This window comes from Sphingomonas sp. NY01 (assembly GCF_038809135.1).
Classification (GTDB): Bacteria; Pseudomonadota; Alphaproteobacteria; order Sphingomonadales; family Sphingomonadaceae; genus Sphingomonas; species Sphingomonas carotinifaciens.
In genome coordinates, this window is sequence record NZ_CP101722.1 from 3,068,983 (window position 1) to 3,080,928 (window position 11,946).

The window sequence follows — 11,946 nt, forward strand, 5'->3', positions numbered from 1 at the left end:
GAAAAGTCGGTCAGATCCGCACGCCGGCGGCGGTGCCCCAGCTGGCCCGCCAGCCGCGCTTGACCAGCGTCAGCCCGGCGAGCGCCGCCACCGCCAGCGCGGCGAAGACGAGGAAACCGGGGGCGAAACTGCCCGTCATCTGCTTGGCCAGCCCCAGCGACGAGGCGAGGTAGAAACCGCCCACCCCGCCCGCCATGCCGACCAGCCCGGTCATCACCCCGATCTCCGCGGCAAAGCGCTGCGGCACCAGTTGGAAGACCGCGCCGTTGCCGGTGCCCAGCGCCAGCATCCCCAGCACGAAACAGGCCAGCGCCGCGGTAAAGCTGCCCGCCAGCGCCACGCCGACCAGCGCCAGGGCGGCCACCGCGAACACCCCGGTCAGCGCCTTCACGCCGCCGATCGCATCGGCCATCGCCCCGCCCATCGGCCGCACCAGCGACCCTGCAAACACGCACCCCGCGGTCGCATATCCGGCCTGCACCGTGCTCAACCCGAAGGCGTCGGTGAAGTAGATCGGCAGGCTGGCGGCCAGTCCCACGAACCCGCCGAACGTCACCGCGTAGAAGCCCATCAGCCACCACGCATCCGCCTGCCGCAACGGACTCATATATTCGACCAGGGTGCGCGGCGGCGGTGCGTTCGGCGCATCCTGGGCCATCAGCAGATAGACGACCAGCACGATCGACAGCGGGATGCAGGCAAGGCCCAGCACCGCGTTCCAGCCGAACAACCCGGCCAGCGCGGGCGCGAACAGCGCAGCCAGCACCGTGCCCGAATTGCCCATGCCTGCCAGCCCCATCGCCTTGCCCTGATGCTCGGGCGGATACCAGCGGCTGGCCAGCGGCAAGGCGATGGCAAAGCTCGCGCCCGCAAACCCGAGCACCACGCCCAGCGCCAGCGTGCCGGCAAAGCTCGTCACGCCAAAGGCCCAGGCCATCGCCAGCCCGACGATCACGATCACCTGGCTGATCGCGCCTGCCCGCTTCGGCCCGATCCGGTCGACCAGCAGGCCGTTCACCACCCGCAGGATCGCCCCCGCCAGCGTCGGCGTCGCCACCATCAGCCCCTTCTCGGCCGGCGTCAGCATCAGCGACCGCGCAATCTCCGGCGCCAACGGCCCCAGCAACACCCAGACCATGAACGCCAGATCGAAATACAGGAACGCCGCGATCAGCGTCGGCGTGTGCCCACTGGCCCAGAAGCCCCCGGCCCCCGCTGCCTGTTTCGCCTTATCGTCCTTCCAATATGCCGTCGCCATGCGCGCTTCCCCTTGTGCCGAGGACAAAGAAAAAGCCGCCAGGACGGCGGCCATCGCTGGCGCATCCTGGCGGCTTCGTTGCCGTTAGGCGGATCGGCTAGGCCGGCTCCGCCGTCACGCGGCCCCCCCGACGTTGGAGGCGGCATCGCGTGGTGATTTCGTGCCCGACGCCATTGCCGGACGACAGGAAGGTGCCTGATTCGCCGAGGCAGCGCAAGTCCCTTTCGCAGTCGCAGCATTGCCGTCCCGCTTCCGGATAATGAAACGCCGCTAAGGTCGAACCTTTATCCGTTCGTCTCGAGTAGCCGTCGAGTAGCGGCGAAGCCGCGTACCGAGACGGCGTATCGAGAGACAGGTTGAGCACGAACGGATCAAAGTGAAGTTCACAGCCTCGCAAGCGCCGAACCGCAAAAGGGAAGAAACGATGTTCACGCGGAGGCGCGGAGAACGCAGAGGTTTCGCGCAGGGGGCATCCTTCGCGCTCCTGCTCCAGCCCCCGCTACGGGCGAGCCGCAGCGGCTGGATGATGATCTCCGCGTCCTCCGCGCCTCCGCGCCTCCGCGTGAACAGAAATCTTCCGACGCTCGCGCCTCAGGGCAACGACCGCAGATACCCCGCCACGTCATCTGGATCGAACGCCCGCCCGTCAAAGAAGCCGTCGCGCCCCAGCATCAACCGCCCCTGCGTCGCGCCCGCCCCGATCGGCTCGGCCAGCGCCCCCTCCAGCTTGGAGCTTGCCCCGGGCAACACCGCCCCCGACCCGGCCAGTGCCGCACGGTACAGGTCCGGCCGGAACGTCCCCGCCGCCACCGCCGCATCGCGCTCATCGAACGCGATACCCTCCCACCGCACCATCTGGCTGTAGAGCCACGCCGCCTGGCTGCGCCACGGGAAGTTCGCCGCTTCGCGGTGCTGGAACATGAAGTCGGGGTAACGCACCGGCTCGGCCCCCGGCGACAGGCGGATACGATCGGTGATCGCGCGCAGCACCGCATCGGCCGGCGCATCCAGATAGCGCGGCTGCGCCAGCAGCGCGGCGGTGTCCTCCACCGTGTCGGGGCGCACGAAATATTCGGCCGCGGCGTGCAGCGCGCGGATCAGCCGCGCCACCCTGTCGGGATCGCGCTCGGCGGTATCGGCCCGCATCGCCAGCACCTTTTCCACGCCCCGCCGCCAGATCTGCGCCGTCGCCAGCGCGATCCGCCCGACGCCGCGATCCACCGCGATCGAATTCCACGGCTCGCCGACGCAGATGCCGTCCACATCCCCCGCCGCCAGCGCATCGGCGGCGAACAACGGGCTGGTCACCACGATGTCCACATCCGTATCCGGCCGGATGCCGACCCCCGCCAGCCAATAGCGCAGCATGTAGTTGTGACTGGAATGGCGATGCACCACGCCGAAGCGCAGCCGCCGCGTCCCCGCCACCCCCTTTAACACCGCGCCGATCGCGTGTGGATCGCCCAGCGTGTCGCCCAGCTCCACCTCGTCCGCCAGCCGGGTGGAAAAGGTCACCGCATTGCCGTTCAGTCCCAGGACGAACGGCACCGCCATCGGCACCGCCGGCCGGTCCCGCCCCAGCGCCGTCGCGATGGCGAGCGGCGCGACCAGATGCGCCGCGTCGCTATGTCCGTAAAGCAACCGGTCGCGCACCGCCGCCCAGGTCGCGTCGCGGACCAGATCGATCGCCAGGCCTTCCGCCTCGGCAAAGCCCCGCTCGCGCGCCAAAATGGGCAGCGCGGCATCGACCAGCGGCAGGAACCCGATGCGCACGGGCGTCGGCGTCACGGCAACTCTCCCATCAGCGCGTCAGAGGTGATGATCGCATCCGCCACCTCGGCGATGCGCCGGTTGGACGACATGGCATGCCCACGCAGCAGCGCATAGGCCGCCGGCTCGTCGATCCCGCGCCGCTTCATCAGGATCGCCTTGGCCTTGTCGATCGCGGCGCGGTCGGCCAGCGCGCTCTTCGCCTCGGCCAGCTCGTCCTGCAATCGCGAGAATGCCTGGAACCGCCGCACCGCCAGATCCAGGATCGGCTTGATCCGCGCCTTGGCCAGCCCGTCGACGATATAGGCCGACACGCCCGCATCCACCGCCGCCATCGTCGCCTCCGCATCGGACTGGTCGACGAACATCGCGATCGGCCGCGCCAGCGCGCGCGACATGGCGAAAAAATCCTCCAGCATGTCGCGGCTGGGATTTTCCAGGTTGATCAGCACCACCTCGGGCCGGGCCGCCTCCACCTGCGCCACCAGCGGCCCGCGCGGATCGATCACCGCCAGATCGGTCAGCCCCGCCTCGCGCAGACCATCGGAAATGATCGCGGCGCGCGTCGTACTGGTATCGATGATCGCGATCCGCATGGTGCCGTTTATGCTGCCCCGCAGCATGATCGGCAAGGCCGGGCCGTCTTTCGTAAATGCAGATTACGTGGTTTCACGCGAAGACGCGAAGACGCGAAGAATGATGCTCGCGCGGAGGCGCGGAGGACGCAGAGATGATCCGATCGCCGATCCGCCAGCCCGCGATGACATCGGACCGATCCCTTATCCGTTCGTCTCGAATAGCCGTCGAGTAGCGGCAAAGCCGCGTATCGAGACGGTGTATCGAGAGACACGTTGGCACGTGGGACGGTAGCTCGATACGATGAGTCCAGCATGTTCACCGGCTCACTTCGATCCGGTCCTGCGGAACTACGCAATCTCTATTCGCCGCGAACGGTTACAATTGTCATCAGGCTCTGGGTTCCGGCCCCGGACGCGGCGTTGCAGGGCAGGTCCGGATGCAGGGCATGAAGCCCCACCCCTCGCTGTTCAAGTTCCTGCGACGATATGCGGATTGTCCCGATGCCGGGTTGTGGTGGGCGCCCCGACGAGTATCCCGCGAACACGGTGTTCCTGCCCCCCCCCCCCGGCACGGCAACACCGCCACATTATTTCCGGTCAGCCCCCCAGACACGACAACGCCGGCCGCGACCAAAGTCGCGACCGGCGTCATCCGTCGATCAATTCAGCGTAATCGCGCCGTTCAGGCGGCGACCGCCTCGAAGTGACCGCACCAGTCGCTGGCTTCCACCTTCGGCCAGACGCCAGCGGCTTCACCGCTCGGCTGGCTGATCGGCGGGTTGTAGCGGCACAGGCCCAGCGACGCGTCCGAACGGGCGGAGTCGGTGTCGAAGAACTTGCACTTGGCGCAGGCTGCGGCGCCGGCAGTGGTGAGCGGCATGATAAGCTCCTGTCACGATGTCGTTGTTGCTGAAATGATCGTTACGCCCGTTTCGTTCCCTGCAACAAGCAAAATCAACAGTTGCGATCCATTATCATGGTAGTTGATAATGACTATCACAGTCTTTCTTCTTGATAAGAATTTGCAGCAGAAGAACTAAGGCTGCGATACACTCTCAACAACAACACTACACAAGAAAAGACGCAGCGATGTTGTGTTTACATCATGCTTGTCACCGCCCCGACAAAGCCACCTCCAAGTCATTCTTCGGCGTGGGAGGGGGGATCAGACCGGATCGGACCCGTTGGCAGCGGCCAGATAATCGTGCATCTTCGCCGCCGCCGCGTCGGACAACGCCATGAACGCGCGCCGCCGGTCCGCGGGATCGGGCTTGCGCACGAACAATCCGGCCTCGGACAGCTTGCCGATCCAGCGCAGCGCCGTGGTCGGCGCCACCGCAGCGGCAATGCACAGGCTCGATACCGACACGCGCCGCCCCTCGAGTCGCGCCGCATACAGGTCCAGCAGCATGTCCCAGGCCGGGTCTTCGAACAGATTGCCGGGGAACAGCGCGTCGCGCATCCGCCGCCGCCGGATGATCGCGCGCACCGCCGCCGCGTCCCCCGGATCGGCCCGCGAGGCAGGACGTGCCGGCTCCGCCCGAAAGGCGCTGTGGCGATCCTCCACGTCCGCCGCCCCGCCGGCCGGCGCATCCGCCTCGCGCCGGGCAAGCTCGGCCAGCGCCTGGGCGATCCGCGCCACTTCGGCGTTCAGACGCCGCAGCCGCTCGCCTTCGCCCTCGCGCGCATAGGCATTGAGCATCGGCGTCGATCCCGATCCGCGCGCCAGCACCAGCGCGCCGATCAGGTCGGCGACGCTCGGCCCGCACAGCAACTGCGCCTGCACGCCCAGCAGCGCGGCGGCGACCACGTCGATCTCTGCCACATCCAGGCAGACGATCACCGGCAGGTCCAGCGCCGCCGCGGTCGCCTCCAGCCGCGGCAGCATCGCGGCCAGCAGGTCCTCGCCCACCCCGCGGGCATCGGCGACCAGGACCGGCTGCGCCACCTGCCGCATCAGTTCGGCCGGCATCGCCTCCCACGCGATCCGCCGCAGCATCCGCCCGCCCGCCAGCCCGATCGCCTCCTCGATCTCATGCCCGCGCGCACCAGCGCCCACCACCACCACGGCAAACCCGCCGTCAAACCCCATCTCGTCCTGCACGTCACCCCCGCTCGACCACGCAACCGCGCGCCTTCGCCCACGCCCCCGCATGGATCATGCGGGCCGGCGCATCGCCTGACGGTCGCCGGCATCCGGGAGACGATGCCGCGTCCGTGCCGCTGCTATCCCAGGGCCTTGACGATCTCCTCGACCATCTTCTTGGCATCGGCCAGCAGCATCATCGTATTGTCGCGGTAGAAGACCTCGTTGTCTACACCGGCATAGCCGACGCCGCCCATCGACCGCTTCACGAACAGCACCGTCTTGGCCCGCTCCACGTCCAGCACCGGCATGCCGTAGATGGGCGAGGTCCTGTCCGTCTTGGCCGCCGGATTGGTCACGTCGTTCGCACCGATCACGAAGGCGACGTCGGTCTGGGCGAATTCGGCGTTGATGTCCTCTAGTTCGAACACTTCGTCATAGGGCACGTTCGCCTCGGCCAGCAGCACGTTCATATGCCCCGGCATGCGGCCCGCGACGGGGTGGATCGCATATTTGACGCGCACCCCCTCCTTTTTCAGCAGGTCGCCCATCTCGCGCAGCGCGTGCTGCGCCTGCGCCACCGCCATGCCGTATCCGGGCACGATGATGACCTGCTCCGCCTGGGCCATCAGGAAGGCCGCATCCTCCGCGCTGCCCCGCTTCCACGGCCGGTCGATCGCGCCCGCATCGCCGCCGCTCGCCGCGGTCGCACCAAAGCCGCCCGCGATCACGCTGACGAAGCTGCGGTTCATCGCCCGGCACATGATATAGGACAGGATCGCGCCCGACGACCCGACCAGCGCGCCCGTCACGATCATCGCGGTGTTGTGCAGCGTGAAGCCCATCGCGGCCGCCGCCCAGCCCGAATAGCTGTTCAGCATCGACACCACCACCGGCATGTCCGCGCCCCCGATCGGCACGATCAGCAGGAAGCCCAGCACGAACGACAGCGCGGTGATCGTCCAGAAGATCCACGGGCTCTGGTCGCCGACAAAGGTCGCGATCAGCGCCAGGGTCCCGCCCAGCAGCGCCAGGTTGATGACATGACGCCCCGGCAGCAGGATCGGCTTGCCGCCCATATTGCCGTTCAGCTTGAGGAAGGCGATGATCGATCCCGAAAAGGTGATCGCGCCGATCGCCACGCCCAGCCCCATCTCGATCCGGCTGACCGGATGGATGACGGCAAAGGGCTGCCCGATCAGCGGCACCACCAGATCGGCGATGCCGAACGCCTGCGGGTTCAGATAGGCCGCCGCCGCGACCAGCACCGCCGCAAGACCCACCAGCGAGTGAAATGCCGCGACCAGTTGGGGCATCGCCGTCATCGCGATGCGCCGCGCCACCACGAAGCCGATACCGCCACCGATCGCGATCGCCGCCAGTATCTCGGGCAGGCTGGCCAGTTCGTGCGTCACCAGCGTGGTGACGACGGCGATCCCCATGCCGATCATGCCCAGCCGGTTGCCCTGCCGGCTGGTTTCCGGACTGGACAGGCCACGCAGCGCCAGGATGAAGCAGACCCCGGCGACCAGATAGGCCAGCGACACCCAGGGGTTCGCCGCCAGGTCGTGCACCGCGCGTTCGCCCATGCCGCCCCCCATGCCGAGCCCGCTCACTTCGCGCCCGCCTTTTCCTTCTTGCGGTACATGGCCAGCATCCGTTGCGTCACTGCAAAGCCGCCAAAGATGTTGATGCTCGCCAGCACCACCGCCGCCAGCCCCAGCCATTTCGCACCGGGCGATCCCGCCGCGGCCCCCGCGATCAGCGCGCCGACGATGATGACGGAGGAAATGGCGTTGGTCACCGCCATCAATGGCGTATGCAGCGCCGGCGTGACCGACCACACCACATAATAGCCGACGAAACAGGCCAGCACGAACACCGACACGATCGAGATGAAGTCCATCTATTCCTCCCCGGAACGGGGAGGGGGACCGCCAGCCAAAGGCTGGTGGTGGAGGGGGCGGCCCGCATACGCAACGATCGAAGCGACAACCGCCTCCACGTCCCGCTGCACATCCGCGGCCGCAATCCTCAATACCCGAAACCCGTTCTCTTCCAGAAACCTGTCGCGCGTACGATCACAACAGGGCCGATCCCCCCGGCCGTGCGCTTCACCGTCCACCTCGACGATCAGGCGCTCGGCCAGACAGCAGAAATCCGCAACATACGGACCGACGGGATGCTGCCGTCGAAAGCGAAGACCGCACCGCCTACCACGTAGTTGCTCCCACAGCAGCACCTCCGGCAGCGTCATTGCGCGCCGCAACCTGCGGGCTACCGAAACCTCTGGGCGGCGCGTGTGCGGCCCTCCCCCTCCACCACGCCCTGTGGGCGCGGTCCCCCTCCCCGGCTCGGGGAGGATCACGACACCAGCCTCGGGTGCACCACCCGGCCGCCCCGCGTAAGGCGGATCGCGTCGCCGATCTCGTCGCCATCGGGCAGCACCGGCCGCCCCGCTTCCTTGTCCCAGAAGGCGGACAGGAAATTGAACAGGTTGCGCGAGAACAGCGCGGAGGCATCCGCCGGCAGGCGCCGCGCCAGGGCCGGATAGCCGATGATCGACACGCCGTGGCGCACCACCACCTCGCCGGCGACCGCGCCCTCGACATTGCCGCCCTGCTCCACCGCCAGGTCGACGATCACCGATCCGGCCCGCATGCTCGCCACCTGCGCGTCGCTCACCAGCCGGGGTGCCGGGCGGCCGGGGATCAGCGCGGTGGTGATGACCACATCCTGCTTGGCAATATGGCCGGACACCAGTTCGGCCTGCGCGGCCTGGTATTCCGGGCTCATCTCGCCGGCATAGCCGCCGGTGCCCTCGCCCTCGATCCCGGCCACCTGCTCGACAAAGATCGGTTTCGCGCCCAGCGACTGGATCTGCTCGCGCGTCGCGGCGCGCACGTCGGTGGCGGACACCTGCGCGCCCAGCCGCCGCGCGGTGGCGATCGCCTGCAATCCCGCCACGCCGACGCCCATCACGAACACGCGCGCCGCCGCCACCGTGCCCGCCGCGGTCATCATCATCGGAAAGGCTCGGCCATAGGCGTTCGCCGCCTCCAGCACCGCCTTGTACCCCGCCAGGTTCGACTGGGACGACAGGATATCCATCGATTGCGCGCGCGTGATGCGCGGCATGAACTCCATCGCCAGCGCCTCCAGCCCGGCCGCGCCATAGCCATCCAGCCGCGCCCGCGCGCCGAACGGATCATGCGCCGCCACGACCCAGGCACCGGGCGCCGCACCCGTCAGCAGCGCCGGATCGGGCCCCTGGACGCCCAGCACGATGTCCGCGCCCGCGACCACCGCCCCGGCCTCGCCGATCTCCGCCCCGGCCTCGGCATAGGCGGTGTCGGCCAGGGTCGCTCCGGCACCCGCACCGGTTTCGACCGCCACGCGTGCGCCAAGCGCGACCAGCTTCTTCACCGTCTCGGGCGTCGCGGCCACGCGCGTCTCGCCCTCGGCCCGCTCGCGCAGTACCGCGATCTTCGGGGAGCCCCCGGCGGGGGCGTTCATCAGGAGATCAGCCAGATCACGAGCGCGACGAGGATCGCCACACCCACCGAACCCCATTTCAACAGGCCGATCATCGCATGATAGGTCCCGACGTGCGCCTTCATGTCTCCGTTGCCGGCCATGGCCTCATCCCGTTATTTTATGTCGCCGAAGGCCAGCTTAACCAGACCATCGCCGCGCCTCAAGACCCGGCACATATCCGTACCGTACGTCCGCAAGCGTTTTTTAAGGGTAGACTGTCCCGATTTAAGGCGGTTTTAAAGGCTGACCCCTAGTTCGGGGCTCCACCAACGGGATACGGGATCGATCATGACGCGCAACGGACAGCGCCTGCTACTCCTGATCGACGACGAGCCGGCCCAGCGCCGGCTGGTGGCGGCCCTTGCCCAGCGTCGCGGCTGGCGGGCGATCTTCGCGGCCGATGCCGACATGGCGCTGGCCACGCTCGGCACGCAGGAAGGGATGCAGCTCGATGCGATCCTGATGGACTGGTCGGACGATACCGATGCGGCGCCCTTCATCACCGAACTGCGCCGTCATCGCCCGACGCTGCCGATCCTGATGCTGACCGCCAACGGTTCGGTTACGCAGGCGGTGGATGCGATGCGGGCCGGCGCCACCGACTTTCTGGTCAAGCCGCTTGCTCCCGAACGGCTGCTGGCCGCGCTCGACGCCGCGGTCGCCGCGACCACCGGCGGCGAGCTTCGTCCGCTGACCGAGAAGATCCCGGCGCTGCTCGCCTTTGACGAGATCGTCGGCGCCGCGCCGGAATTCCGCGCCGCGCTCGCCATCGCGGCCAAGGCGGCGCGCGCCCGCGTCCCCGTCCTCCTCGAAGGGGAAAGCGGCGTCGGCAAGGCGGTGGTGGCAGAGGCGGTGCACGCCGCCAGCCCGCGTGCGAACACGCCGATGATCACCGTCGACTGCGGCGTGATTTCCGCCAATCTGGTCGAAAGCGAGCTGTTCGGGCATGAGGAAGGCGCATTCACCGGCGCCTTTTCGCGCAAGATCGGCAAGTTCATCGAGGCCGATGGCGGCACGCTGTTCCTGGACGATATCGGCGAAATGCCGCTGGAGGCGCAGGCGCGGCTGATGCATTTCCTGCAAACCGGCGAGGTCCATGCGATGGGCGGTCGCCACCCGCGCATCGTCGATGTCCGGGTGATCGCCGCGGCCGATGCGCGCCTGCTCGACGCGGTGGAGGCATCACGCTTTCGCGAGGATCTTTATTACCGGCTGAACGCGGTACAGGTCACCATCCCGCCGCTGCGCGACCGGGTCGACGACATTCCGGCGCTTACTCGCCATCTGCTCGCCCGCATCGCCCAGCAACCCGGTCTGCCCGCGCTCGGCATCACCGACGACGCGCTGGCGCTGCTCGCACGCTATGACTGGCCCGGCAATGTACGCCAATTGCAGAACGCATTGTTCCGCGCCGCGGTGGTGTGCGAAGGCGACATGCTCACCCGCGCCGATTTCCCGCAGATCGCCAGCCTGGGCGAACGCCGCCCCGCCGCGCCCCAGTCCGGGGTGACCAGCGGCGGCATCAGCCTGTTCCATCCCGACGGCAACCTGCGCCCGCTCGACGAGATCGAGGCCGATGTCATCCGCCTCGCCATCAGCCATTATCGCGGCCGCATGACCGAGGTCGCCCGCCGCCTCGGCATCGGCCGCTCGACGTTGTACCGCAAGCTCGGCGAACTCGGCATCGACCACGCCGCCTGAGCGGACTGCTCACCCGCCGGCATGCGCCCCCTCCCCGTTCGCGCTGAGCGAACCGTGGTGAGCCGGATAGCGCGCCCGATGCTTCGGGCGCCGTCCCTTACCAGAGAATGCCGTGCACCGGCTTCATCGGCTCGGGCGCTTCCTCGCCGATGGATTGCAGCAGGTCGATCTCGATCGTGCGGCACATCGCGTTCAGCGGCAGGTCGTGGACGGTATCCGCAAACGGATCGACCAGATCGTCGCCGATCTGCAGCGTCGCCAGGAACATCAGGCCCGCGATCGTCGACCCGATCGGCGTGGCGAAGCCCAGCGTCTCGACCAGACCGATCGGCAGCAGCACGCAGAACAGCCGCGTGAAGAAGGTCGGCATGAACCGGTACTGATTGGGCAGCGGGGTGTTCTTCAACCGCTCCATGCCGCCTTGCGCGTTCGCGATGTCGACCAGCACGGCCTCCATCTGCGTCTGCTGGATGGTGTCGATCCAGCCCTTGGCCCGGGCGTCCGCGATGCGGCGGCCGGTGCCGTCGAGCAGGCCGTTGGCGGTATTGACGCGGGCCAGCGCCGGCTCCGCCTCGCCCTGCGACAGGAACTTCAGCACCGCCTCGTCCACCGGCTGCTTGCGCAACTGGCAGCGCAGCGCGTTCACATAGGCGATCTGGCGCAGCACGATCGACCGCTTCAGGTCGCGCGCCTCGGGATCGGGCATGAAGTTGCGGGTCGAGCGCGCGATGTTGCGCGATGCGTTGATCATCAGCCCCCACAGGCCCCGGCCCTCCCACCAGCGCGCATAGGCCGAGTTGGTGCGGAAGCCCAGGAACAGCGCCAGGGCCGAACCGAACAGCGTCAACGGCAGCGACGGCGCCTTGATCGGCATCAGATAATAGGCCGCCGTTACGATCACGTCCCAGACGAACAGGCCGAGCAGCGGACGCCAGACTTCGGTAATGATGACGCGTACGCGTGGAACGGCATCGACGATCAAGGGCGATTTCCTTTCGTTGAAGCCGGGGCAACGC

At 68.0% G+C, this 11,946-nt stretch carries 12 protein-coding genes; 1 reads left to right on the top strand and 11 read right to left on the bottom strand.

The genetic code is table 11. The features are described 5' to 3' along the window. Positions 1–10: 10 nt before the first annotated feature. From NPJ82_RS14820 to NPJ82_RS14865, 10 genes are all read right to left on the bottom strand, one after another. Positions 11–1,258 carry an MFS transporter gene (locus NPJ82_RS14820; protein ID WP_342657825.1) on the bottom strand — a complete coding sequence of 416 codons (1,248 nt, stop codon included), beginning with the start codon at positions 1,256–1,258 and terminating at the stop codon, positions 11–13. Positions 1,259–1,849: 591 nt separating this feature from the next. After that, positions 1,850–3,046: a CmpA/NrtA family ABC transporter substrate-binding protein gene (locus NPJ82_RS14825; RefSeq protein WP_342657826.1), complete on the bottom strand. Its 1,197-nt coding sequence runs from the start codon at positions 3,044–3,046 to the stop codon at positions 1,850–1,852. Next, positions 3,043–3,624, bottom strand: coding sequence for an ANTAR domain-containing protein (locus NPJ82_RS14830; RefSeq protein WP_112381501.1), 582 nt, complete (start codon positions 3,622–3,624; stop codon positions 3,043–3,045). The genes NPJ82_RS14825 and NPJ82_RS14830 overlap by 4 nt, the downstream gene beginning before the upstream one ends. Positions 3,625–4,288: 664 nt before the next feature. Next, positions 4,289–4,486, bottom strand: coding sequence for a hypothetical protein (locus NPJ82_RS14835; RefSeq protein ID WP_112381502.1), 198 nt, complete (start codon positions 4,484–4,486; stop codon positions 4,289–4,291). Between the two features lie 285 nt (positions 4,487–4,771). Then, positions 4,772–5,710: a winged helix DNA-binding protein gene (locus NPJ82_RS14840; protein ID WP_342657827.1), complete on the bottom strand. Its 939-nt coding sequence runs from the start codon at positions 5,708–5,710 to the stop codon at positions 4,772–4,774. Positions 5,711–5,832: 122 nt separating this feature from the next. Next, positions 5,833–7,281, bottom strand: a complete 1,449-nt coding sequence (locus NPJ82_RS14845) for an NAD(P)(+) transhydrogenase (Re/Si-specific) subunit beta (protein ID WP_112381797.1) — start codon at positions 7,279–7,281, stop codon at positions 5,833–5,835. Between the two features lie 23 nt (positions 7,282–7,304). Beyond that, positions 7,305–7,598 carry a proton-translocating transhydrogenase family protein gene (locus NPJ82_RS14850; protein WP_112381504.1) on the bottom strand — a complete coding sequence of 98 codons (294 nt, stop codon included), beginning with the start codon at positions 7,596–7,598 and terminating at the stop codon, positions 7,305–7,307. Next, positions 7,599–7,949, bottom strand: coding sequence for an endonuclease domain-containing protein (locus NPJ82_RS14855; RefSeq protein ID WP_342657828.1), 351 nt, complete (start codon positions 7,947–7,949; stop codon positions 7,599–7,601). It abuts the gene before it with no gap. 107 nt (positions 7,950–8,056) lie between these two features. Next, positions 8,057–9,208, bottom strand: coding sequence for an NAD(P) transhydrogenase subunit alpha (locus tag NPJ82_RS14860; protein WP_342657829.1), 1,152 nt, complete (start codon positions 9,206–9,208; stop codon positions 8,057–8,059). Then, positions 9,208–9,330 (bottom strand): aa3-type cytochrome c oxidase subunit IV, encoded by a 123-nt coding sequence (locus NPJ82_RS14865; RefSeq protein ID WP_235903855.1) that lies wholly within the window; start codon positions 9,328–9,330, stop codon positions 9,208–9,210. The genes NPJ82_RS14860 and NPJ82_RS14865 overlap by 1 nt, the downstream gene beginning before the upstream one ends. A 187-nt stretch (positions 9,331–9,517) precedes the next feature. Between NPJ82_RS14865 and NPJ82_RS14870 the strand changes: the two genes are divergently transcribed. Beyond that, positions 9,518–10,930 carry a sigma-54 dependent transcriptional regulator gene (locus NPJ82_RS14870; protein ID WP_342657830.1) on the top strand — a complete coding sequence of 471 codons (1,413 nt, stop codon included), beginning with the start codon at positions 9,518–9,520 and terminating at the stop codon, positions 10,928–10,930. A 97-nt stretch (positions 10,931–11,027) separates the two neighbouring features. On the opposite strand, the gene NPJ82_RS14875 is transcribed toward NPJ82_RS14870, so the two are convergent. Beyond that, entirely contained in the window at positions 11,028–11,912 is an 885-nt protein-coding gene (locus tag NPJ82_RS14875) for a bestrophin family ion channel (protein ID WP_267347252.1), read from the bottom strand. Between the last annotated feature and the right edge of the window lie 34 nt (positions 11,913–11,946).

What these genes read in the sequence shown, in the direction of transcription:
- NPJ82_RS14860 (WP_342657829.1), bottom strand. Translation starts at nt 9,208, where the DNA reads ATGAACGCCCCCGCCGGGGGCTCCCCGAAGATCGCGGTACTGCGCGAG.
- NPJ82_RS14855 (WP_342657828.1), bottom strand. Translation starts at nt 7,949, where the DNA reads ATGACGCTGCCGGAGGTGCTGCTGTGGGAGCAACTACGTGGTAGGCGG.
- NPJ82_RS14850 (WP_112381504.1), bottom strand. Translation starts at nt 7,598, where the DNA reads ATGGACTTCATCTCGATCGTGTCGGTGTTCGTGCTGGCCTGTTTCGTC.
- NPJ82_RS14820 (WP_342657825.1), bottom strand. Translation starts at nt 1,258, where the DNA reads ATGGCGACGGCATATTGGAAGGACGATAAGGCGAAACAGGCAGCGGGG.
- NPJ82_RS14830 (WP_112381501.1), bottom strand. Translation starts at nt 3,624, where the DNA reads ATGCGGATCGCGATCATCGATACCAGTACGACGCGCGCCGCGATCATT.
- NPJ82_RS14865 (WP_235903855.1), bottom strand. Translation starts at nt 9,330, where the DNA reads ATGGCCGGCAACGGAGACATGAAGGCGCACGTCGGGACCTATCATGCG.
- NPJ82_RS14845 (WP_112381797.1), bottom strand. Translation starts at nt 7,281, where the DNA reads ATGGGCGAACGCGCGGTGCACGACCTGGCGGCGAACCCCTGGGTGTCG.
- NPJ82_RS14835 (WP_112381502.1), bottom strand. Translation starts at nt 4,486, where the DNA reads ATGCCGCTCACCACTGCCGGCGCCGCAGCCTGCGCCAAGTGCAAGTTC.
- NPJ82_RS14870 (WP_342657830.1), top strand. Translation starts at nt 9,518, where the DNA reads ATGACGCGCAACGGACAGCGCCTGCTACTCCTGATCGACGACGAGCCG.